Annotated in this window: 22 protein-coding genes; 3 read left to right on the top strand and 19 right to left on the bottom strand. The window is 43.3% G+C overall.

The window, feature by feature from the left end:
• Positions 1–192: 192 nt before the first annotated feature.
• From NSQ55_RS16755 to pdhA, 8 genes are all read right to left on the bottom strand, one after another.
• Positions 193–1,680 carry a glutamate synthase subunit beta gene (locus tag NSQ55_RS16755; protein WP_076130028.1) on the bottom strand — a complete coding sequence of 496 codons (1,488 nt, stop codon included), beginning with the start codon at positions 1,678–1,680 and terminating at the stop codon, positions 193–195.
• A 235-nt stretch (positions 1,681–1,915) separates the two neighbouring features.
• Positions 1,916–2,407: a dihydrofolate reductase gene (locus NSQ55_RS16760; RefSeq protein ID WP_076130027.1), complete on the bottom strand. Its 492-nt coding sequence runs from the start codon at positions 2,405–2,407 to the stop codon at positions 1,916–1,918.
• A gap of 81 nt (positions 2,408–2,488) precedes the next feature.
• Entirely contained in the window at positions 2,489–3,469 is a 981-nt protein-coding gene (locus NSQ55_RS16765) for a thymidylate synthase (RefSeq protein ID WP_076184426.1), read from the bottom strand.
• 141 nt (positions 3,470–3,610) lie between these two features.
• Entirely contained in the window at positions 3,611–4,585 is a 975-nt protein-coding gene (locus NSQ55_RS16770) for a S66 peptidase family protein (RefSeq protein ID WP_076302607.1), read from the bottom strand.
• Positions 4,586–4,737: 152 nt separating this feature from the next.
• Complete coding sequence (lpdA, locus tag NSQ55_RS16775; RefSeq protein WP_036687684.1) at positions 4,738–6,150, bottom strand: dihydrolipoyl dehydrogenase; 1,413 nt, start codon at positions 6,148–6,150, stop codon at positions 4,738–4,740.
• Positions 6,151–6,152: 2 nt separating this feature from the next.
• The gene (locus NSQ55_RS16780; protein WP_076184428.1) at positions 6,153–7,799 is read right to left on the bottom strand and encodes a 2-oxo acid dehydrogenase subunit E2; all 1,647 of its coding nucleotides are present in this window, start codon (positions 7,797–7,799) and stop codon (positions 6,153–6,155) included.
• Between the two features lie 106 nt (positions 7,800–7,905).
• The gene (locus NSQ55_RS16785; protein ID WP_038571553.1) at positions 7,906–8,883 is read right to left on the bottom strand and encodes an alpha-ketoacid dehydrogenase subunit beta; all 978 of its coding nucleotides are present in this window, start codon (positions 8,881–8,883) and stop codon (positions 7,906–7,908) included.
• Positions 8,884–8,898: 15 nt separating this feature from the next.
• Entirely contained in the window at positions 8,899–9,966 is a 1,068-nt protein-coding gene (gene pdhA / locus NSQ55_RS16790; RefSeq protein ID WP_038571556.1) for a pyruvate dehydrogenase (acetyl-transferring) E1 component subunit alpha, read from the bottom strand.
• Positions 9,967–10,231: 265 nt separating this feature from the next.
• Here pdhA and NSQ55_RS16795 point away from each other — a divergent pair, with 265 nt between their 5' ends.
• Complete coding sequence (locus tag NSQ55_RS16795; RefSeq protein ID WP_076184429.1) at positions 10,232–10,963, top strand: alpha/beta hydrolase-fold protein; 732 nt, start codon at positions 10,232–10,234, stop codon at positions 10,961–10,963.
• A 137-nt stretch (positions 10,964–11,100) separates the two neighbouring features.
• Here the strand turns inward: NSQ55_RS16795 and NSQ55_RS16800 are convergent, their stop codons facing one another.
• Entirely contained in the window at positions 11,101–11,565 is a 465-nt protein-coding gene (locus tag NSQ55_RS16800; protein ID WP_076184504.1) for a low molecular weight protein-tyrosine-phosphatase, read from the bottom strand.
• Positions 11,566–11,730: 165 nt separating this feature from the next.
• Here NSQ55_RS16800 and NSQ55_RS16805 point away from each other — a divergent pair, with 165 nt between their 5' ends.
• Positions 11,731–12,372: a thiamine diphosphokinase gene (locus NSQ55_RS16805; protein ID WP_036687693.1), complete on the top strand. Its 642-nt coding sequence runs from the start codon at positions 11,731–11,733 to the stop codon at positions 12,370–12,372.
• A 294-nt stretch (positions 12,373–12,666) separates the two neighbouring features.
• Positions 12,667–13,167: a C40 family peptidase gene (locus NSQ55_RS16810; protein ID WP_339168128.1), complete on the top strand. Its 501-nt coding sequence runs from the start codon at positions 12,667–12,669 to the stop codon at positions 13,165–13,167.
• 45 nt (positions 13,168–13,212) lie between these two features.
• Here the strand turns inward: NSQ55_RS16810 and NSQ55_RS16815 are convergent, their stop codons facing one another.
• The 10 genes from NSQ55_RS16815 to NSQ55_RS16860 all read right to left on the bottom strand — a co-directional run bounded on the left by NSQ55_RS16815 (position 13,213) and on the right by NSQ55_RS16860 (position 22,623).
• The gene (locus NSQ55_RS16815; RefSeq protein ID WP_076128431.1) at positions 13,213–13,932 is read right to left on the bottom strand and encodes a response regulator transcription factor; all 720 of its coding nucleotides are present in this window, start codon (positions 13,930–13,932) and stop codon (positions 13,213–13,215) included.
• Positions 13,933–14,048: 116 nt separating this feature from the next.
• Positions 14,049–15,089, bottom strand: a complete 1,041-nt coding sequence (locus tag NSQ55_RS16820) for a ThiF family adenylyltransferase (RefSeq protein ID WP_339168131.1) — start codon at positions 15,087–15,089, stop codon at positions 14,049–14,051.
• 73 nt (positions 15,090–15,162) lie between these two features.
• Positions 15,163–16,716 carry an ABC-F family ATP-binding cassette domain-containing protein gene (locus NSQ55_RS16825; RefSeq protein ID WP_339168133.1) on the bottom strand — a complete coding sequence of 518 codons (1,554 nt, stop codon included), beginning with the start codon at positions 16,714–16,716 and terminating at the stop codon, positions 15,163–15,165.
• Between the two features lie 114 nt (positions 16,717–16,830).
• Complete coding sequence (locus tag NSQ55_RS16830) at positions 16,831–18,324, bottom strand: serine/threonine-protein kinase (RefSeq protein WP_339168134.1); 1,494 nt, start codon at positions 18,322–18,324, stop codon at positions 16,831–16,833.
• Between the two features lie 123 nt (positions 18,325–18,447).
• Positions 18,448–19,515 (bottom strand): SAM-dependent methyltransferase, encoded by a 1,068-nt coding sequence (locus NSQ55_RS16835; RefSeq protein ID WP_339168135.1) that lies wholly within the window; start codon positions 19,513–19,515, stop codon positions 18,448–18,450.
• On the bottom strand, positions 19,512–20,294 hold the full coding sequence (locus NSQ55_RS16840) for an ATP-binding cassette domain-containing protein (protein WP_312148884.1): 783 nt from the start codon (positions 20,292–20,294) through the stop codon (positions 19,512–19,514). Before NSQ55_RS16840 ends, NSQ55_RS16835 begins: the two co-directional genes overlap by 4 nt.
• Entirely contained in the window at positions 20,294–20,617 is a 324-nt protein-coding gene (locus tag NSQ55_RS16845) for a thioredoxin family protein (protein ID WP_339168137.1), read from the bottom strand. Before NSQ55_RS16845 ends, NSQ55_RS16840 begins: the two co-directional genes overlap by 1 nt.
• On the bottom strand, positions 20,614–20,958 hold the full coding sequence (locus NSQ55_RS16850; RefSeq protein WP_076184432.1) for a cyclic-phosphate processing receiver domain-containing protein: 345 nt from the start codon (positions 20,956–20,958) through the stop codon (positions 20,614–20,616). Before NSQ55_RS16850 ends, NSQ55_RS16845 begins: the two co-directional genes overlap by 4 nt.
• Positions 20,955–21,818, bottom strand: coding sequence for a deoxyribonuclease IV (locus tag NSQ55_RS16855; RefSeq protein ID WP_339174538.1), 864 nt, complete (start codon positions 21,816–21,818; stop codon positions 20,955–20,957). The genes NSQ55_RS16850 and NSQ55_RS16855 overlap by 4 nt, the downstream gene beginning before the upstream one ends.
• Positions 21,808–22,623: a DNA-formamidopyrimidine glycosylase family protein gene (locus tag NSQ55_RS16860; protein ID WP_339168138.1), complete on the bottom strand. Its 816-nt coding sequence runs from the start codon at positions 22,621–22,623 to the stop codon at positions 21,808–21,810. The genes NSQ55_RS16855 and NSQ55_RS16860 overlap by 11 nt, the downstream gene beginning before the upstream one ends.
• Between the last annotated feature and the right edge of the window lie 8 nt (positions 22,624–22,631).

Raw genomic sequence — 22,631 nt, forward strand, 5'->3', positions numbered from 1 at the left:
GAACCTTTCAGCCGGTGAGTTCCCTCTCTGTTCTAACGCTACTAGGATCGTAAGTCCTTGGTCAATGCTTTTGTCATTTAAATATTGTATTAAATCTATATGAAAATAATATTTCCGTCAAGCGTCGGCTCCAAAAAGAAGCCGCTTCTCCAGCAGGTAAACTGCTTTTGAAACGGCTTCTTGAATTAATGCCTAGACAAGAACGCTTGAGCCCATCAGGTATTTATCCACTTCACGTGCAGCTTCGCGACCTTCGTTGATGGCCCAGACCACCAAGCTTTGACCACGACGCATATCGCCCGCAGCAAACACTTTATCCACGTTCGTATTGAATTTGCCGTAACGTGCTTTCACATTGGTACGACGATCAGTCTCCAGGTTAAGCTCCTCAACAATATCTTGCTCCGGTCCATCGAAACCAATAGCGATGAGAGCGAGTTGAGCAGGATATACAGCTTCCGTTCCAGGAACGGGCTGGTAGATTTTACGACCTGTCTCATCCACGATCCGGCGGATCTGCACCGTATGAAGCTCCTTCAAGTTCCCCTCTTCATCCCCAACAAATTTAGTGGTCATGATAGAGAATTCACGCGGATCATCGCCAAAAATAGCTTTCGCTTCTTCTTGCGCATAATCCAAGCTGTACACATTCGGAAATTGTGGCCAAGGATTAGCAATCGGATCCCGTTGCAGAGGCGCTTTTTCATGTGTACCAAATTGAGTGATACTGCCGCAGCCATGACGAAGCGCTGTGGCAACACAGTCAGATCCTGTATCCCCGCCACCCAAGACGATTACATCTTTACCTTCAGCGGATACATAGTTACCATCCTCCAGATTGGAATTCAAGTAACTCTTGATCGTGCCATTTAAATAATCCATGGCATACATAACGCCCTTAAGCTCACTGCCTTCAATGTTGAAACGGCGTGCTTTAGTAGCTCCACCACACAGAACGACCGCATCATACTCATCAACAAGCTGCTGAGCCGGAATGTCTTTACCAATCTCAGTGTTCACTACGAAGTTAATCCCTTCAGCAGCCAGCAAATCTACACGACGTTGTACAACTTTTTTATCAAGCTTCATAGTAGGTATTCCATATGTCAGCAGTCCGCCAATGCGGTCACTGCGCTCAAATACAGTTACAGAATGTCCAGCCTTGTTAAGCTGTGCTGCTGCGGCAAGTCCAGCAGGTCCAGAGCCTACGATTGCAATTTTTTTGCCAGTCCGTTTCTCCGGAGGATTAGGTACAACCCAGCCCTCTTCAAAACCCTTATCAACGATCGCAAGTTCAATTGTTTTGATGGTTACCGGCTGTCCGATCAGGCCCACTGTGCAAGAGCCTTCACAGGGAGCGGGACAAATACTGCCTGTGAATTCAGGAAAGTTGTTTGTCTTATGCAGACGTTCCAGTGCTTCTTTCCAGAGTCCACGATACACCAAGTTATTCCATTCCGGAATTAAATTGTGTACTGGACAACCTGAGGTCCCGCCAGCCATATCAATACCTGTATGGCAATAGGGGGTTCCGCAATCCATACAACGTGCGCCCTGTGTCCGAAGCTCGTCCTCGGATAAATGATGGTGGAATTCTTCCCAGTCCTTTACCCGCTGCTCAGGATCCCGATCACCTGGGAGCTGCCGTTTATACTCCATAAAACCTGTAGGTGTAGACATGTTTACGTTTCCCCCATCCGTTCTCTTCGTGTTGAAGTATAGTACATTGTAGCATATTGCGGCTTCGTATGGTTGTCAGCAACGCAATGAAGTACCTGCACATTCTATTCTATACCTATACATAATCATTTCTAATTTTAATTATAGTAACATTCATCACTTTTGCACAGTAATGGATAAATCTACTGATTATTTGTACTATTTCACATGTTATGTCAGAGAAAACGTTTTATTGCTATTCCGTACGTTCATAAACAAGGAAACGGTAATCATACGGATTCTTCTCATCACGAATTCCCTTGATATTGGAGACCTCTTTCCACATCCTCCAGTCAATCTCAGGAAACCGGGTATCTCCTTCAAAATCCTGTTCGATCTGCGTCAACATCAACTTGTCAGCATACGGCAACATCAACCGGTAAATTTCCGCACCACCGATTACCATCAGCTCATCTTCTTTTCTACCCTCGCTGAGAGCCTCTTCAAGCGTGTGTAGAACCTCTGCACCTTCAGCTGAATAATCAGTATCCCTAGTTAGAATTAGGCTCGTTCTGCCCTTCAAGGGCTTGCCTCCGAGCGAATCCCATGTTTTGCGGCCCATTAGCATTCTTTTGCCCAATGTTTCTGCTTTGAAATAAGCAAAATCCAGCGGCAAATGCCAAGGCATATCGTTATCTTTTCCTATGACATGATTGGCACCCATTGCCCATATTAAGCTAATACTCATGAAGTTCTCTCCTTCCTCCATACTAAAGTAAAAAACTATATTGCCAAAAATTATATTTGCGAATCTTCATTTACAATTACGTTATACTGCGATCGGCGCTTTTATCGAAGGATGCGGATTGTACCCCTCAATGACCAGATCTTCCAGTTCAATATCAAAAATTGATTTCTTCTGTGAATTAATAACCAGTGTAGGCAATGCTCTTAATTCTCTTGATAATTGCTCTTTCACTTGCTCAACATGGTTTGAATAGATATGCGCATCACTAATGCTGTATACAAACTCGCCTACTTCTAGCCCACATTCGTATGCGATTAAATGTGTAAGTAAGGAGTAAGATGGAATATTGAAGTTTGCCCCGAGAAAAGAGTCCGCACTGCGTTGCAGCAAGTGACAGCTTAGTTTACCATTTGCAACGTAGAACTGGAACATAACGTGGCAGGGCGGTAACGCTGCTTTGCTTCCTTTCGTCCCAGCATTTATAACATCTTCCGGGTTCCATGCGCTGACAATTAAACGCCGAGAATCAGGATTTGTTTTGATCTGATGAATAACGTCTTGTAATTGGTCAATTGATTCGCCAGTAGAAGATGTCCAATTCCGCCATTGCTTACCGTAAACGTTTCCTAGCTCGCCATATTTGGCAGCAAACTCATCATCTTCTAAGACACGATCACAGAATGCTTTCATCTCTGCTTGATATAATTGATTAAAATCTTCATCAACTAAACAACGATTCCCGAAGTCTGTCATATCCGGGCCAGCATATTCGTCCGATTCAACCCATCTTTTAAAAGCCCATTCATCCCAAATATGATTATTATTTTTCAATAAATAACGAATGTTGGTATCGCCTTTAATAAACCACAATAACTCACTTGCAATTAAGCGAAACGGTGTACGTTTTGTTGTAAACAGCGGGAAGCCTTTTGATAAATCAAATCGCATTTGATAACCAAATACACTAATTGTACCAGTTCCTGTACGATCTTCTTTTTTCACACCATGATCCAAAATATATTGTAAAAAATTCAAATAGGTTTGTTCTAACTCATTCGTCAAAGTATTGCACCTCCGTAATATTTCACCTCATATATTATATCTGAAAAATCCGATTTTTGTAGAAGGTAAGATAATTTTTAAATATATTTAATAATCGGGTTACCTATTCAATTATAAAGGATTGATTCAGCAATTGTATCTCTACTCCGCTATCCTAAGCTCCACTCTTGCCCCATAAGCCCGAAGGCTTGCTTGTCCACCCACAGGAAAGGTAATCATCGGCGATGTATGTCCAAAGTCCACGTCTGCAATCACAGGAATATCGGATAATTCTTCTTTTGAGCGGATAATTGTAGTCAGCAGCTTCATGGACATACGTGATTCTTTTTGGAATCTGCCGATCACCAACCCTTTGGCCTCTTCAAACTCAGGCTGATGAATTAGGGATTGCAGATCTCGATCAAAGGTTGCAGGTGCTGACTCATAATCATCCTCAATGAACAAGATAGAATTTTTTAAACTTGGCATATACTCTGTTCCCTGCAAAAGATTTAAAGTGCATAAATTGCCACCAATAATCGTTCCTTTCGCTTCCCCATCATTGATAATGAACGGACCTTCATTTTTAATAAATATCCGGTTTTCCTGATCCAGATACCACTCATCATCACTCCAATGCCTGGAAGGCTGCACTAGAATTTCTTTATTGTCCATCATCAGCTTGCGGAAATATTCGATGGTATATTCATTATCGTGGAGCATCGCAAATGTGGAAAAATGCGGTCCGGAGTATGTAACTAATCCTGTCTGAGCATAAATCGCATTACTTAGTGCAGTAATATCCGAATAACCACATAAACGCTTTGGATTCTCTGCAATGATTGAATAATCTATATAACGCAGGAGCTGGTTACTATTGAAGCCCCCAATGGTCGTTAATATTCCTTTCACTTTGGGGTCTAAAAAAGCTTCGTGCAAATCCTCAATTCTCGAATCAATAGAAGAGGAAACAAAATCATCCGTCTCAAAAGAATTTGTTGAAATGGATATCCGAAAACCTAACCGTTCAAGCTGCTCTTTAGCGATTTTCCTTTGCTGAGCATCGATTAATGACAAACTTCTGGAAGGAGAGATAATACGCAGCTCATCTCCAGGCTTTAATTTATCAGCTCTCATCATTGAACCTCCCTATATTTATAAAATACAGATTAAGTAATTGCTCTTCCTCCCAGTATATCTCTTTTCAAAAAAGTGGAAAACACAAAAAAAGGCGGAACGCATTTGCGTCCGCCTTTCTGTTGCCTGCTAGAGCAATTTTTGGAGAAAAATTATTTCATTACATGAATTGGGTGACCTTCAACCAATTCAGCAGCTTCCATGACGATTTCGCCAAGGGTTGGATGCGCATGAATAGTCAAAGCGATATCTTCAAGCGTTGCGCCCATTTCGATTGCCAAACCAAGTTCAGCGATCAAGTTAGAAGCTTCGATACCAACGATTTGAGCTCCCAGTACCAAATTGTTCTCGGAGTTAGCAACAATTTTGATGAAGCCTTCTGGGCTGTTCAAAGATACTGCGCGACCATTTCCTGCGAATGGGAATTTGCCGCTTTTCACTTTGTAGCCTTTGTCTTTTGCTTCTTTTTCAGTCAAACCAACGCTTGAACACTCAGGATCTGTAAATACAACAGCTGGGATGACTTTGTAGTCAACAACAGATGTAAGTCCTGCAATTGCTTCAGCAGCGATTTTACCTTCGTAAGAAGCCTTGTGAGCCAAAGCAAGACCTGGAACAACGTCGCCGATAGCGAAGATGGTAGGAATGCTTGTGCGTCCTTGGTGATCAACTTTGATCAATCCGCGCTCGTCGAGCTCAAGACCGATCAGATCCAGACCAAGTTCACCGTCAGTGTTAGGACGACGACCTACAGTTACAAGCAAGTAATCTGCTGTAACTTCTTTGGACTCGCCACCAACAGAGTATTTCACGGTTACTTCTTTGTCGTTCTGAACAGCACTTTCAGCTTTAGCGTTAGTTACGATTTCGATGCCAGTTTTAGCCATGTTTTTCGCAACAAGACGAGTCATATCTTTATCGAAGCCTGGAAGTACAGTATCCAAACCTTCGATGATTGTTACTTTAGTGCCAAATTTAGAGTACATTTGACCAAGCTCGGCACCGATGTATCCACCACCGATTACGATCATGCTCTTCGGAATTTCTGGAAGTTCCAGAGCTTCAGTCGAAGACAGAATACGTCCGCCGAATGGGAAAGGTTTAAGTTCAATTGGACGGGAACCTGTAGCAATGATGCAGTGTTTGAAGCGGTAACGTGGAGATTCATGATCATTGAACACACGTGCTTCTGTGTCGCTGATAAACATGCACTCGCCGTTAAATACTTCAATTTTGTTGCCCTTCATCAAGCTAGTCACACCGCTAGTCATTTTTTTAACTACGCTGTTCTTGAATTCTTGAGTTTTGGCAAAATCCACTTTAACATTCTCAGCTGTAACGCCGAAAACTTCACCATGCTGTGCGGATTCAAATTGATGCGCAGCAGCGATCAAGGCTTTAGAAGGAATACATCCACGGTTCAAACATACACCGCCGAGTTCCGATTTATCCACGATGAGGACTTTTTGGCCGAGCTGGGCGGCACGAATTGCCGCCACATACCCACCAGGACCTGCACCAATGACCAATGTATCAATATCTAGTGAAGCGTCTCCTACTACCATAATTATACCTCCATAACCAGCAGCTCAGGATTATTGAGCAGCGATTTAATGTAGTTCATAAAGTTTTGAGCAGTCGCACCATCGATAATACGGTGGTCAAAGCTGAGTGACAACGCCATTACTGGAGCAACTACGATTTCACCATTTTTCACAACTGCTTTTTCACTGATACGGCCAGTTCCGAGGATAGCCACTTCAGGGAAGTTGATGATTGGAGTAAAGAACATACCGCCAGCAGAACCGATGTTACTGATGGAGATCGTGCTGCCCTTCATTTCGTTAGCAGACAATTTACCGTCACGGCCACGAACGGCCAAGTCAGTGATGCTGCTAGCAATCATCCAAATGCTCTTACGGTCAGCGTCTTTGATAACTGGAACGATCAAACCGTTTGGTGTATCAGTAGCGATACCGATATTGTAGTATTTCTTGTAGACAATTTCGCCTGCTTCTTCATCAATCATAGCATTGAGTGCTGGGAATTGACGGGAAGCTGCAACAAGTGCCTTAACGATGAATGGAAGGTAAGTAACCTTAACGCCTTTTTTCTCAGCAATAGGTTTCATACGTGTACGGAATGCTACCAGTTCAGTAACATCTACTTCATCCATGATGGTTACGTGTGGAGCAGTGTAAGCCGATTTAACCATTGCGTTGGAGATCGCCTTACGAATACCCTTGAATGGTACACGTTCTTCTTCAAGACTAACGTTACCGCTAGCTGCTGCAGGTGCTGCTTTAGCTTCGGTCTTAGCAGCCTTAGGAGCTTCAGACGACGCTGCTGCTGCAGGAGCTGCTGGTGTAGAACCACCTTTCAAGAAGGCTTCTACGTCTTCACGAGTGATTTTACCACCTTTACCAGTTCCGTTCACTTTGGAAATATCCACTTTTTGCTCACGAGCAAATTTGCGAACGCTTGGTGTAGCCAAAACATCGCGGTCAGGAGCTGGTGTTACACTTGCAGATCCGCCTTCTTTAGCATCAGCAGGGCTTGTTGCTGCAGGGGAAGAAGTAGTGTTTGCACTTCCTTTTGCTGCATCGGCTTCAGCAGATGCATGACCTTCTTGTTCAGGAACGTCGCCTTCAGCAGCGATAATAGCTACAACTTCGCCTACGCGGCAAACTTGGCCATCTTTAGTCAGAACTTCCAATACAGTACCATTCACTGGACATGGAACCTCAACTACCGCCTTGTCATTTTGAACTTCCATGATGATGTCATCATCCGTTACCTTGTCACCGGCTTTGATATGCATTTTGATGATTTCACCTTCATGCAGACCTTCACCCAGCTCAGGGAAGCGATATTCAAAATTCGATGCTTTGTTAGATGCTGGAGCAGCTGGTGCAGCTGGCGCTTGAGCAGCAGGAGCTTCAGTAGCAGCACCCTCTTGATCAGGCACGTCACCTTCTGCTTCGATAATAGCCACTACTTCACCGACACGGCATACTTGACCGTCTTTAGTCAGAACTTCCAATACAGTACCGTTTACTGGGCAAGGCACCTCAACTACCGCCTTGTCATTTTGAACTTCCATTACGATATCATCATCCGTTACCTTGTCACCGGCTTTGATATGCATTTTGATGATTTCACCTTCATGCAGACCTTCACCTAGTTCAGGAAATCGGTATTCAAACTTTGCCACTTTGAAAACCTCCTCGTGAAATTGGGACTAACCTTATGATTTAAACTTTATAAGATGAAACAACGTTGTCATCCATATGGATGACAACTGTTTCTCGTAAAAATATTTAGAATTCCAAAACTTTCTTCACGCCTGCAATAATACGTGCAGGGTTTGGAAGCCATGTATCTTCTATTTGTGCGAATGGATACACAGTATCAGGACCTGCGATACGAAGCACAGGTGCTTCCAAGTGCAGTAGTGCTTTTTCATTGATTTGTGCGATAACTTCAGCAGCTACACCCGCACTCTTTTGTGCTTCTTGCACCACGATAGCACGGTTAGTCTTCTTCACAGACGCTACAATAGTATCGATGTCGATTGGACTTACAGTACGAAGGTCGATAATTTCAACATTAACGCCTTCTTTTTCGAGTTGCTCGGCTGCTTTGGTAGCTGTATGTACCATCAGCCCGTAAGTAATGATCGAAACGTCAGAACCTTCACGTACTACGTTCGCTTTACCAAGTTCAACTGTATATTCACCTTCTGGCACTTCAGCACGGAATGCATGATAAAGGTTCAAGTGCTCCATGAAGAAGACAGGGTCATTGTCGCGGATAGACGCGATTAGAAGTCCCTTAGCATCATATGGGTTTGAAGGAATTACAACTTTAATCCCTGGGCTTTGTGCGATCAAACCTTCGAGTGAGTCAGTGTGAAGCTCAGCAGCCTTAACTCCGCCACCAAAAGGAGTACGGAATACTACTGGAGCGTTATATTTACCGCCAGAACGCCAGCGCAAACGCGCTGCTTGAACAACGATTTGATCCAGTGCTTCAAAGATAAAACCTACGAATTGAATTTCAGCAATCGGACGGAAGCCTTGTACACCAAGACCAAATGCCAGACCGCCGATAGCGGACTCAGCTAGTGGTGTATCAAAAATACGATCTTCGCCAAATTCCTTTTGCAGACCTTCAGTTACACGGAAAACGCCACCTACATTACCAACATCCTCTCCGAAGATAAGAACGTTAGGGTCACGATTCAGTTCAACGCGCATCGCGTCGCGAATCGCTTCTTTCATATTCATTTGTGCCATTGCCTGATATCCCCCTTATTCAAAATCGGCTTTTTGCTCTTCCAGATGTTTAGGTGTTACTTCGAACATACTGTCGATCAAGCCAGGTATTGTCATTTTTTCGGTTTGTTCAGCTTTTTTGATCTGCTCGTTAACAGTAGCTTTCGCTTCATCCTTCACGCGCAGTGTATCTTCTTCAGTCCAAAGACCTTTCTTCTCCAAATACTTGGCAAGACGGGCGATTGGATCCTTTTCACTCCATTGTCCTTCTTCTTCTTTCGAACGATATTTACTTGCATCGTCAGAAAGAGAGTGTGGACGGAAACGGTAAGTTACAGCCTCGATCAATGTAGCACCTTCGCCGTTGCGTGCACGTTCTGCAGCATCACGTACAGCACTGATTACTGCAAAGATGTCCATACCGTCAACCTTAATCCCTGGAATACCAGCTGCAACCGCTTTGTGAGCGATCGATTTGGAAGCCGTTTGTTTAGCGAACGGAGTCGTAATCGCATAACCGTTGTTTTGAACAAAGAAGATTACAGGCAGTTTAAAACGACCAGCAAAGTTCAAGCCTTCGTAGAAGTCACCTTCTGAAGAACCGCCATCACCAGTGTAAGTAATTGCAACATTCTTTTGTTTTTTCAATTTGAAGCCCATAGCAATACCAGTAGCGTGCAGGATTTGCGCACCAATGATAATTTGTGGCATCAATACATTAACCCCATCAGGAATAGCTCCACCATGTTGGTGACCGCGGGAATATAAGAAAGCTTGGTACAATGGAAGTCCGTGCCATACTAGCTGCGGAATATCACGGTAGCCTGGGCATAAGAAGTCTTCTTTCTCCAAAGCGAACTCACTACCAATCATGGTAGCTTCTTGACCGGATACCGGTGCGTAGAAACCAAGGCGACCTTGACGGCCAAGGTTTACTGCACGATCATCCCAAGTACGGGTAAATACCATACGATACATAATTTCTTTCAGTTGATCGTCGGTTAAATCTGGCATCTTATCCTTATTGATAATTTCTCCATCCGGGGAAAGTACCGATAGAGCCTCGACGTCCTCTGTATACACTTCATAAGGAACTTTACTCATTATCTTCACCTCAATAAAAAAATTTGAATATCAGCTGCCTCTGTTATAATATTATTATACACCTGTTTAGTTACTTTCGTCAAAGAAATACTTATAAAATTTATATTCCTTCAAATTTTGTATGTATAACAGGTGAGAAAATTTTATATAACAGTTTAACACTTTTCCAACAAGTAAATGATTAATAACACAGTTACACATTTAATAATTTTAGCGTAACCCTGTGTGTATTGCAAAATTCGACAAGAAAGGTGACGTGACAACGATGAGCGATTCTGTTTTTCTGAAACGCACAATTGTAAAAGAAACGCTTTGGAGTGAACATCTGCAGGAGGAACGTAAATTACGTATCTATCTGCCCCCAGGCTACAATGAAGTTCTGAGTTACCCCGTGGTGTACTGCCAAGACGGAGAAGAATTTTTCAACTTTGGACGCATTGCTACACTTGCTGGACAACTTATTATAGAAGAAGATGTCGAGCCCTTCATTATCGTTGGTGTAGAAGTTAACGTCGCTGTTCGGACTCAAGAATACGCTCCGTTCGGCAGCCGATTCAAACAGTACCTATCTTGCTTTTCCGAAGAGATTATTCCCTTCATTGAAAAAAATTATCCCGTACGCCGTACACCCGACGAACGAATCTTAGCCGGCGATTCTCTTGGAGGCAGCGTCTCCCTCCATCTGGCACTTGCTTATCCAGCTATCTTCACACGTATCATCAGCCTATCCGGTGCATTCTATCCCGAATCACAAGCCATGCTGGCTAAAGAGGAAGATCTCTCCTGGCTTAATATTAATATGGTCGTTGGACTGCAGGAAACAGATTACCAGACTGATACTGGGACCTATGATTTTGTTCAGATGAACAGAGAAACTAAAGCTTTGCTTGAAGCACGTGGAGCTACCGTATCCTACCGCGAGAAAGACGGTCGTCATCTCTGGGGCTTTTGGCAAAAGGAACTCCCTGAATCTCTACTCTATTTTTTAAACACATAATGCCTTATTGATAGAAGCAAAAAATGAACATCGAAAGAACGTATGTAGATTTCTGCCGTGTTTACGCTTACAGTTTAATCCAGCAAATTTCCTTAATTTACTTTAATACTAATCAGAGAGGCTGGAACCCAACCGGGTTACAGCTTTTCTCTTATCACCATTTCTAGCAACACGTCACAGCCTGCATTGATCAAATCATATACCTGTTCAAAATTACCTGTAAAATAAGGGTCTGGTACTTCTCTCAATTCTTCCTCAGGCAATAAATCCATGAAGAACAAAAGCTTAGCCTCTTCCCCACCAGGAACCTTTCGAACATTCTCTCCATTAGACTTGTCCATGCAGACGATATAATCAAACTTCTGAAAATCCTCGCTACTGACCAAACGCGCTGCCATATTTGCATAACTAATCTTGTTTTGATCAAGTATACGTCTAGTCCCTTCATGCGGTTCCTTACCTATATGCCAATCTCCAGTTCCCGCAGAGTCAACCAGAATCTTATGTGAAAGCTCTCGTTCATCAATCTTATGGCGCAGAACGGCCTCCGCCATTGGTGAGCGACAAATATTACCCAGACAGACAAATAGCACGTTTACGATTTCATTCACCTCCCAATTGTTAAAACATTAGTAAATATGAATTTATGCACATAAAAAATCGCACACTATCATTTTAGCGTTGTCATGGTCAATTGTGCAACTTTTCGATCTGCATTATACTGGGACAGGATAACCAACTAGAGTTTTAGAGGAGGAATGGATGTTATGCCATCCAAACGAGTCGTTATTTTTGCCGGTGGAGAACTATCTCCGGATTATTTCGCTCTATTAGATGAAGAAGATTTTATTATCGGTGCGGACCGGGGTGCATTATTCCTCATCTCACATGGATATATACCAGATATTGCGGTAGGTGATTTTGATTCTGTATCGCCTGAGGCTTTTCAGGATATTCAATCCAAAAGTAAAAAAACAATCACTTGTGACGCCGTGAACAAGGATTTAACCGACAGTGAGATGGCACTCGATATTGCAATGAATCAACAACCTGATTCTATTTTACTATTAGGAGTTACAGGCACTCGAATTGACCACTCTTTAGCCAGCATTCAAATGATGACAAGGGCTCTACAACGGCAAATCAATTGCTACGTGATGGATTCTAATAACTATGTGACACTTACCGGATCCCAAACAGTCATTGAAGATTTGGGCTACACCTATGTATCTTTGCTTCCATTAACTCCTGAAGTAACAGGGATTACATTAGAAGGATTTCAATATCCTTTGAATGATGCTACTTTAAAGCTAGGGCAATCTCTAGGTGTAAGCAACAAACTGATTTCCTCCACGGGAACAGTTAGAATACGTAGTGGATTATTGCTGATTATTCAGAGCAAAGACTAAATACATAGTGATATAGAAACATCCTTGTAACTTTTGTTTCAAAATTAAAAAGCCGTTAAATCCTTTATATATCAAGGGGTTTACGGCTTATTTTATTGCTCAAAATATCAAGTTATTAATTTTTTGTAACTTTTAATGAATTTTTAATAAAACGTTTACAACCCAGGCCCAGCCTCACTTTATTGCTGCTCTACCAAATTTTATGACATAGATAACCTGCTATACTACGAATCAGGCAAGCAAGACAAGCCAAGCAAGACAGATTGATATACTAACTTTGGAGGTACTTACAACATGAATAAACAACAATGGATAAAAAAAGCGATTGTTATAGGAATGGTTACTACAATGGGCTTAGGAACAATGATGGTAACTGGTGTAGGTGCAACTAAAGTTGAAGCCGCTACGGTGTCCAAAGGACAAAGCGTTGTCAATTTCGGAAAAAACTTTATGGGAACTCCATACAAATTCGGAGCCTCTACTTCTACTACTAAGGTTTTTGACTGCTCTTCCTTTATGAAACATATCTTTAATAAATATAATGTATCATTACCCCGCACAGCTGCGGCTCAATCAAAAGTAGGAACTGCTGTATCCAAAGCTAACCTTCGTGTCGGCGATCTTGTATTCTTCTCCAGCGGCAGCAGAGCAACTGGTAAAAATGTAACTCACGTAGCTGTTTACGCTGGAAACGGTAAAATTCTGCACACTTACGGTAAACCAGGTGTTACGGTTTCTGATCTTAATTCTGGTACATGGAAAAAGACTTATCTAAAGGCTCGCCGCGTACTGTAAACAACAGCTCTATAGTAGAGTCTTTTCTATAAAAGAGAATTAGTCTCAGGATGTGGTGCTGCCTTCGGGCACCCTCATTACATATCCTGTTCCGCGAACAGTATGAATCAACTTGTTCCGGTACCCTTTATCAATTTTTAAGCGGATATGCCTGATGTATACATCTACAACATTGGTATCTGCATGGAATTGATATCCCCATACTTGTTTGAGTATTTCCTCGCGGGAACATATAATCCCTCGATTCGCAGCGAGATAATATAGAAGATCGAATTCTTTATGCGTCATCTTAAGCTCGATCCCTTCACGGGTGACCAGCCTGCGGCTGGGATCGAGCATTAAACCATCTACCTTTAACAGATGTTTTAAATTTCGACGCCGACCCGTGAGGGTTAATAAATTTAGAATTCTACATTTAAATTCACCGGTATGTAGTGGTTTTGTCATGAAATCATTCCCTCCGGCTAAAAAGGCCGCAACTGCTCCGTTACCAGATAATTCTTCGGAAATCACCATGACCGGAAGAATCATTCCCTCATCTCTTACTGCGGAAATGATTTTCCATCCTTCCCATGTTCCCACCTCGCCTAAATCAGCAAGCAGCAATACCGGTTCTACTTCAGAAATGGATAAGCGAAGATCTTCGGGATCTTCGCTTTTTGTTATTTGCAGACCGATATCATTAAACACTTTCGCAATAGCGTCTAGTTCTTCCTCTCCTCTTCCGTTTCCCGCAGACATGTACCATATCATTTGCTCACTCACGAAGATCCCCCGTATCCATCAGACATGCATCAGCATCCCATTAATAGATATAGAATCCCCGGAAAACAAAGAGACCATTCCTATGAAATGGCCTGAAGATCTGTTTATTATGCTTTTTATCCAAAATATCGATGATAAAAGCTACGGGCAGCGGCAATATCCTTCGTTCCATGGATCAATGCCCGGCCATCTGCGAAGATCACCATCCGGTAAGGACCTTCCTTAAAGGAAATTAGATAAGGATTGCTCTCTACCTCACCGTCTCCTAAACGAGACAGACGACTGGCTGTTTCCTGCAAGTTAAGTTTCTGCGGCCGGGCAGGGCGGATCTGTACGGTATCCCTGCCACAAAGCACATCACTTCGTTCCGTATTTAAGGCTGTTAGATAAGGGTAGATCGGATGAGTCCCACAAGAAGGACAATTCTCCTTTTTAGCACTTTTCACGCCAATTTCTTGATGTTCATTACGCCATACATCGAAAGTCAGCAGTTTATTTCGTAATTGATCCTTATGGTTACCGAGAAGCTTTAACGCCTCAGCTGTAGCATTTGCAGTGACCAATTGTACGGCCTGGGGAAGAATACCCGCTGTATCACAGGTATCTCCCCCTAGTGGAACTGTACCTAAAAGACAATGAAGACATGGCGTTTCTCCAGGCAAAATCGTATATGTAATTCCATAGCTTCCTACACAAGCTCCATAAATCCAAGGGATATTATTCTTTTGGGCAATATCATTAATGATGAGACGTGTATCGAAATTATCAGTCCCATCCATAATCAGGTCCACCCCTGAGATGAGTCCTTCCAGCTCTTCCTTCCGCACATCCATAACATGCGCTTCTATGACAACCTCAGAATTAATCTGCTGCAGTCTGTTCTGGGCTGCAATGGCTTTTGGAGCTCTCTCCTGCGCATCCATCTCGGTATACAGCTGTTGGCGCTGCAGGTTACTCCACTCTACATAATCGCGGTCAACGATAAGAACATGCCCAACCCCACAGCGGACTAATGTCTCTGCAATCCCTGTACCTAACGCACCCGCACCAACTACAAGCACTTTTGATTTTGCGAGACCCTGCTGTCCTTCAGTACCAAATGGCGTGAAACGTATCTGCCGTGAGTATCGATCTTCTCGCCCAGCGTTATGAAACATGCATTATCTCCTCCCCATATCCAAAAAGCGGAGAACAGCAGGATCTCTGCTATTCTCCGGATTTATGATTATTCTATACCTGTACAGCTGACCACTGCTCAACATCCCAAATTTTCGTAACCCAATCTTCATAAAAATCAGGTTCATGAGATACAAGCAGGACTGTGCCTTTATATTCTTGCAAAGCGCGCTTCAACTCTGCTTTAGCAATAACGTCAAGGTGATTGGTAGGTTCATCGAACAGTACCCAGTTGCTTTCGCGCATCAAAAGCTTACAAAGTCGCACTTTCGCTTGCTCCCCACCACTCAGCATACTAAGCGGACGTGTAATATGTTCATTTTTTAGGCCACAGCGTGCCAGATGCCCACGAACTTCGTTCTGAGTTAAACTGGAGAATTCATTCCAGACATCCTCAATGGGTGTAAGACTAGCTGCTTTCACTTCTTGTTGGAAATATGCAGGGTTCAGATAATCCCCAAGATAGGTTTTGCCGCTGTATGCTGGGATCACTCCCAGAATTGTCTTCAGCAGTGTCGATTTACCCACACCATTGCAGCCAACAATAGCAATCTTCTCTCCACGTTCAATGACCATATTTAGCTGTGGCAGCAGCGGACGATCATAACCAATCTCGAAATCAATTCCCTCGAAGACAGTTTTCCCGCTTGCCCGGCTCTCTTTAAACTTAAAGGTCGGCTTAGCAGCTTCTTCAGGACGATCAATTCGGTCCATACGATCAAGCTGCTTCTCACGGCTTTTTGCCCGGCCTGAAGTTGAAGCACGCGCTTTATTCCGCTGGATGAAGTCCTCTTGTTTTTTGATAAAATCTTGTTGCTTCTCATAGGCATCGATATGTTGGTTTTTGTTCATCTCCGCCATATCAAGGAATTTCTCATAGTTCGCCGTGTAACGGGTCAATTTACCGAACTCTAAGTGATAAACGACATTAACAACTTTATTCATGAACTCAGTGTCATGGGAAATCAATATAAACGCATAAGGGTACTGTTTCAAATAGTTGGTCAGCCAATCGATATGTTCAACATCCAAATAGTTGGTAGGCTCATCAAGCAATAGTACATTGGGTTTCTCCAGTAGCAGCTTCGCCAGCAGCACTTTGGTTCTTTGACCACCACTGAGAGAAGCAACATCACGATCTAGCCCAATCACGGACAGGCCTAAACCATTGGCCATTTCCTCTACTTTTACATCAATCAGATAGAAATCTCCGATATCCAGTTGTTCCTGAATGTCTCCCATCTGCTCTAGTAGTACTTCTAGTTCCTCAGGCGAAGCATCACCCATCTGCTCTGTGATCTTCAGCATTTCCTGCTCCAACTCAAGCAATGGCAAAAAAGCGTCCTTTAGAACATCGCGAATCGTTTTGCCCGGTGTAAGAATCGTATGTTGGTCCAAATAACCGTAACGCACCCGAGGGGTCCACTCTACTTTACCATTATCCTTCAAAAGCTTTCCTGTCAAAATGTTCATTAGCGTCGATTTACCAACGCCATTTGCTCCAACAATTCCAACATGTTCTCCTGGTAACAACCGGAAAGACACGTTCTTGAACAATGTCCGATCCCCAAAATTGTGGGAAACGTCTTCTACAGTAAGTAAACTCATAAATTCTCCGCAAGCTCCTGTCTATACTTAAATAATGCGTAAATCAAATCACGTATAAATATATATTTTATCATACTTTAGCGGAACACTGAATTAAATGTTAGTCCCAATAGCCTATCTTAAGAAAAAACCACGGCGTTTTCCAACGTTTCGCTCGCCCTTAATGTCCCCTAACAGCTCAGCAATTACATCTGCCAACTTCCCTTTTTGTAAAAATGGATCTTGCTGACATGGTAAATTATAAACCCTATCTATACCTAAAGAATTTCGCAACAGTTCAACAGATTGGTGTTCAGCAAGTGGTAAACCCACTCTCCATTCCCGTTCAGGCTGCAGCCCACTCCGTTTAATCCATAATAAAGATTCCTCCAATCGCCAATCGGCGCCAGAAGCAATCAGAATGGGAATATCACTATGCTTGATTTCTTCCAGCGCTCCATCAAAATCACCCGTGCCCAGATCTAATACCACAAATTGATAAGCTCCTCTCATAAGCTCTGCTACATCCCCATGGTGAGGTCGCTTCCAGTAATGAACCTTCCTCCAGGAAAATACAGACTCAGAGCTCTCATCAGGAACTGAAGCGCTCTGCACATCAACCATATTGTGCATGCGCTCATAAACCGATGAATCCGGTGATAGATCAACCCAAGCTGTTGAACCGATCTGTGCCAGATAACTGCTAATTGCAAATGAAGTATGTGTTGTTCCAAGTCCCGGCCCTACTCCAAGTAAGGCGATCACTTTAGCCTTCCGTTTATCAACCGCTAGGGGCACAGACACTGCTAAAGGATTACCTTCATCCATATCATTCTCCACATGAACCAGTGCTTGAATAACAGCTGTTGCCTCCTGATATCTTTCCTCCGGATGTGGCCGTAATAAACGTCTAATTATAGGAATAAAAGCTGCGGGAACATGGTCACGCAACTTATTTTCCATTCCTGACTCCCAGTGGCTGCATAAGCCTCCGGTAGCCATATATAAAAGCAATGCACCAAGACCATATAAATCAGAAACCGGCTGACTCTGCCCATTCCCATACTGCTCAGGAGCCGCAAACCCAACTGTACCAAGCTTCACCGTATCTTCAACGATTCCTTTTCTATAATTTCGAGCGATTCCGAAGTCGATTAACATCAATTCTTTTTGCTTAGTTAACATAAGATTGGAGGGCTTTAAATCACGATAAACAATGGGCGGATGATGACCATGCAAATATTGCAGAACTTCTAAAAGCTGTTTAGCTATTTGTAGGATGAACTCACAAGGTAAAGGTCCGGGATTATCCTTCATCAGCTGACTTAAAGTTATCCCTTCAATATAATCCATAACTAAATAAGAATACCCTTCTTTATCCGAAAGATAGTAATCAACAATACGGGGAAGCCGCGGGTGATCCAGACCCATTAGCATCTCCGCTTCCGCCTCAATGTCTGAAGGTAGTTCTTCTGAGCTTACACTTTCTTTTACAGCCCAGCGTTTCCCCTTTAAACGCAGATCCTCCGCAAGATAGACAATACTCATTCCACCTGTTCCAATCTGATCAATAATTCTGTATCTGGCGTCCATTATCTGCCCTACCCCAAGCTTCGATGCAAAATTCACCTGAACTTCCCCCTTTTTCACATAAAAAAAGAGAAAGCTTCCGCCATTAACGTTGTTACCGCAGATTACGATAACGTTAATAACGGGATGCTTTCCCTTAAGATTTTTAAATTAGGATCTAACTTAGTATTTAATCATATAAAGTGTTATTTCGTCACGATTATGAAACAGCTGCTTGGCCCGTTGAATCTGCATACGTTCGCTCTCAAACATTGCGATGATCTCTTTGATCATCGCTAGTGGTTTCTTATGCATCAGCTTTACGGTCACAATCGCTGTTCCGCCTGGGGACAGGCTGTGCAACAGCCCTGTTACAAGCTTCGCCATCAGTTTAGGGCTCCAGCTCATATCACATACAAGCAGATCAAATTCATTATCGCGGAATTTCACTTCTCCGGCATTTTTGCGCAGGATTTTCAGACCCGGGTAATTACGCAGCGATTCATGCATCAAAGCAGGGTCAACCGCTGTTACCTTCATTCCACGCTCCAGCAAGAAAGAAGTCCAGCCCCCTGGAGAGGCACCGATATCAAGCGCATTACGGAAGCTGTAAAAAGGAATACCGAACTCCTTCTCCGCTTCCATCAGCTTGAACTTAGCACGTGAGATTTGTCCGTCTTCCTTGCGGAAACGGATTGCACCGCCATTCCAGCCGGATAGATTCTCTTCTGGTCTGGACACTCCTGCATATAAGGCATTCCCGTCTGCGTAGACAGAAATGACCCATGCCGGATCTTGTACTGTAAATTCTGCACCCAAGCTCTGCAATTGCTCCTGCAGCCATTCACGAAGTTCGCCCGGACTTTCCTGCCAGAAGGAAGGATCCCCTTTACGAACATTTAGGGATACTTTCTCCCCCTCTAGCTCACTGCGGCGGCTTAAATACACAGCCAAACGCTGTAACGCATCCATGGTTCCTTCATCCTGAAACTGCACAGGCTGTATATGACGAAGGAAAATGGGCAGATTCTGTGTGAGCAATCGTGATACTTCCTCGGGTTCAGACTGCAAGGTGGCTAGAAAGATTTCTCCCGGCAACAGCAGCGTACTCTTTACTGCTCCGAATAAGCGCCGAAGCTCCTCCTGAGCATATGGCGCAAAGCCGTGATTAGCTGTACAAATATATCGGGAGTACACTATTTCTTCCGGAGCAGTGGTCTGCTCTTCGTTATCATGTCTTAATTCGTTCAAATCGTTTTGCCTCCAGGTCTAATTTTAATCCAGGGACGACCGCTATCCCATTCTACATCAACAGGAATATCATAGGTGGCCAAGATCATTTCTTTGGTTAATACTTCTTCTTTCGGTCCGGAACCAGCTAGCTTACCGTCGCGAATTAAAGCAACATGTGTAAAAAGCGGGACGATTTCCTCCACATGATGAGTTACATATACAACGGAGACATTACGTTGTCTCAGCTTGTCTACTTCAGCCAGCATTTTTTCTCTTTCGTACAGATCAAGACCTGCACAAGGCTCGTCCATAATCAGAAGTTTGGGGTCAGCCATAAGACATCTTGCCAGCATTGCTTTTTTTCGCTCTCCCTGTGACAAGGTTCCAAAAGGATGAAGTGCCATATTGCCCAGATTCATATCCTCTAGCAAACGGATTGCCTTCTCCTTCACATCGTGTGGAATGCTCTCGTAGAAACGCAAATAAGCGTAAGCTCCTGTAGCGACAACCTCCCACACCGGATCATTTAAAGACATCTTCTCCATTAAGGAAGGACCAATATAACCAATTTCTTTACGAACCTCGCGTAAATCACATTGACCATATTTATTCCCCAATACCTCAACAGTTCCTTTGCTAGGAAATAAATAACCTGTCATAATCTCCAAAATGGTTGTTTTGCCAGAACCATTTCGTCCCAAAATGACCCAGTTTTCGCCTTCCTTCACTTCTAACGATACATCGTCCAAGATTAGGCTTTCTTCTCTGCGCAGAGATAAATGTTGTAATGAAATGATCATAATATAACACTCCTTATGTATTCCAGAATCCGCTCAACTGAAACCATTGAATAATAAATATGCGGATTCTCTATCCGGTCAGCAGAAGCCACAAGTAGAGCAGGGACACTGGTAATACGGTATTGTTGGACCAGATTAGGCAACATGTTCACATTTCCGGCAACCATTTGGAGTTCAGCAGGCAATAGATGTGCCGCTACTTCCAACATGCGTTCTGTAGCCTTACAGGTACCACACAGCGGAGTATGCAAAAATACTACCAGCGGTTCTCCAGGTCTCGTGAGTATCTCCAGTAAATCCGCTTCATTCATTTCCTTCATTTCAGACCCGTCTCCCCAGCGATATCATAAAGCTTATCAGAACTTAGGGGACCATTAAACAAGATCATCCCCTCAGGTTTAGCCGCGTATAAGATTTCATACATTTCTTTTCTCCCTAAAACACTGGAGGTGTGTAGATAGATTTCACGGGGGTACAGTCCTTCCAGAACAATCCGTCTAGCCACTTCCCCACCAGAATAATCATCCGGTCCCATATCATAATCTAACGATAAAATACCAACCTCACACTCACGCAACATCAGAAGACATTCTTCTGTTGTCCTGGCTAAAGCAAATCCAAGCGGACCTTTACGGAGATCGTCCATATAGATATGAGTCACTTTCTAGCCCCCGCTTCAAACCAACTGCGAACAGTAGCTATTTCATTCCGATGACTGCCATCTGAACCCTTTTCAGTTTCCAAAACAACAGATTTTTTACGTAATGGATCAGAAGTTATTAAGCGCTTAAGACCCTCTTCGCCGATATAACCTTTTCCTATTCCAGCATGCCGGTCCCGTCTCGAATCAAAGGGAAACTTAGAATCATTTAGATGAACAGCTACAAGATGCGGCCAAAATCCAAGCTGGTTTCCTCGTTCAAGCAAGTCTTCCGTATGCTCAGGATTCCAAATTCCCGCTGCAAAAGCATGACAGGTATCCAGACAAAATCCAATCTTCTCGGGAAACTGGCTAAGCTCACGAACCTTCACCAATTCTTCAAGTGTAATCCCTTCGGTACCATGGTTGCCCGCTTGATTCTCGATTAGCAGCTTGGCGTTACCTTCCCATGACTCCAGCGTCTCATTCATACATTGTATAATATTTTGATAGCCTTGTAACGGCTCCATTCCAGCAAAATGTCCAAAATGAACAACAATGCCTAAGGAACCGCAGGCTTCAGCAATTTCCAGATCATTAAGTAGGGAGTCTACATACACCTTTCGCGGGGTAGCGTCATCCCTATTCGCAGCCATATTGATTGCATAAGGGGTGTGGGCGATAGAGGTGATCCCTTTTTCTTGGCAAAAGAGTGCACAATCCCTTGTATCTCGAATATCAACCGTCTTTAACTTCAGACTGCGCGGATTTTTCGGAAAATATTGAAAACTTGTTGCACCGCTCTCCCAAGCAAATCGGGCAGCTCTCCCATATCCACCACGAATGCTGACATGAGCCCCTATTTTGGGTTTAAGCTTCATGCTGACAGTCTGGGCAATAAAATACTTTGCGTCCAGACAGCTCTGTTTTGATAATCGTTCCCCCATCGCGTAGGCAAGGCTCGCCCTCACGGTCATAGACTTTACATTGATCATTATAAGAACCCGTAATCGTATCACCGGTCATAAATGGCATTTCCATGTATCCGCCAATCTCTGTCGCATCAGTCAATACTTTTTGAATGCTTTGATACAGGCGGGAAATGGCTTCAGGTGATAAATTTTGTACTAAAACTGAAGGCAGAAGCCCTGCGTCAAAAGCAATCTCATCCGCATAACAATTTCCAATACCCGCCATTACATGCTGATTCACTAACAGACTTTTTAACGCACCACGCCGCCCTTTTAATATTCCTGCAAAACGTTCCGGCGTCATCCGTCGATCCAGCAGCTCAGGTCCAAGCTTACCCATCGTTGCTTCGCTTTCCTTCACGGATACTAAATGTAAGAACCCTAACCGCAGGCCCATAAAATAAAGGATCTGATCACCAAATGCGATTTCTACTTGCGTATTACGATCCGGCCGCTCTTCTTCTGAACCATAAAAAAGCAATCCACCCAGCATTAAATGTAATAGTAATCTTCGTCCATCATGGAGATGAAACAAAATGTACTTGGCGCGCCGCTCTACAAAAACAACACGCGCACCGATCAAGGCATTAATGAAAGCTTCTGTTTCCATGTTAATTGTTTTTTCTCTGTTCACAATTACATTAGTTATCGGAACATTTATAATACGCTGGCTAAGCAGCTGTCTATAATTCTCCATTTCCGGCAATTCTGGCATACTCATCG

The sequence above is a fragment of the Paenibacillus sp. FSL H7-0943 genome, assembly GCF_037963265.1.
Classification (GTDB): domain Bacteria; phylum Bacillota; class Bacilli; order Paenibacillales; family Paenibacillaceae; genus Paenibacillus_AQ; species Paenibacillus_AQ odorifer.

Excerpts from the sequence above, each read along its gene's own strand:
- lpdA (WP_036687684.1), bottom strand. The coding sequence starts at position 6,150 with ATGGTAGTAGGAGACGCTTCACTAGATATTGATACATTGGTCATTGGT.
- NSQ55_RS16845 (WP_339168137.1), bottom strand. The coding sequence starts at position 20,617 with ATGAAGGAAATGAATGAAGCGGATTTACTGGAGATACTCACGAGACCT.
- NSQ55_RS16785 (WP_038571553.1), bottom strand. The coding sequence starts at position 8,883 with ATGGCACAAATGAATATGAAAGAAGCGATTCGCGACGCGATGCGCGTT.
- NSQ55_RS16760 (WP_076130027.1), bottom strand. The coding sequence starts at position 2,407 with ATGAGTATTAGCTTAATATGGGCAATGGGTGCCAATCATGTCATAGGA.
- NSQ55_RS16820 (WP_339168131.1), bottom strand. The coding sequence starts at position 15,089 with ATGTTTCATAACGCTGGGCGAGAAGATCGATACTCACGGCAGATACGT.
- pdhA (WP_038571556.1), bottom strand. The coding sequence starts at position 9,966 with ATGAGTAAAGTTCCTTATGAAGTGTATACAGAGGACGTCGAGGCTCTA.
- NSQ55_RS16805 (WP_036687693.1), top strand. The coding sequence starts at position 11,731 with ATGCCATCCAAACGAGTCGTTATTTTTGCCGGTGGAGAACTATCTCCG.
- NSQ55_RS16825 (WP_339168133.1), bottom strand. The coding sequence starts at position 16,716 with ATGAGTTTACTTACTGTAGAAGACGTTTCCCACAATTTTGGGGATCGG.
- NSQ55_RS16810 (WP_339168128.1), top strand. The coding sequence starts at position 12,667 with ATGAATAAACAACAATGGATAAAAAAAGCGATTGTTATAGGAATGGTT.
- NSQ55_RS16860 (WP_339168138.1), bottom strand. The coding sequence starts at position 22,623 with ATGCCAGAATTGCCGGAAATGGAGAATTATAGACAGCTGCTTAGCCAG.
- NSQ55_RS16770 (WP_076302607.1), bottom strand. The coding sequence starts at position 4,585 with ATGAGAGCTGATAAATTAAAGCCTGGAGATGAGCTGCGTATTATCTCT.
- NSQ55_RS16755 (WP_076130028.1), bottom strand. The coding sequence starts at position 1,680 with ATGTCTACACCTACAGGTTTTATGGAGTATAAACGGCAGCTCCCAGGT.
- NSQ55_RS16855 (WP_339174538.1), bottom strand. The coding sequence starts at position 21,818 with ATGAAGCTTAAACCCAAAATAGGGGCTCATGTCAGCATTCGTGGTGGA.
- NSQ55_RS16795 (WP_076184429.1), top strand. The coding sequence starts at position 10,232 with ATGAGCGATTCTGTTTTTCTGAAACGCACAATTGTAAAAGAAACGCTT.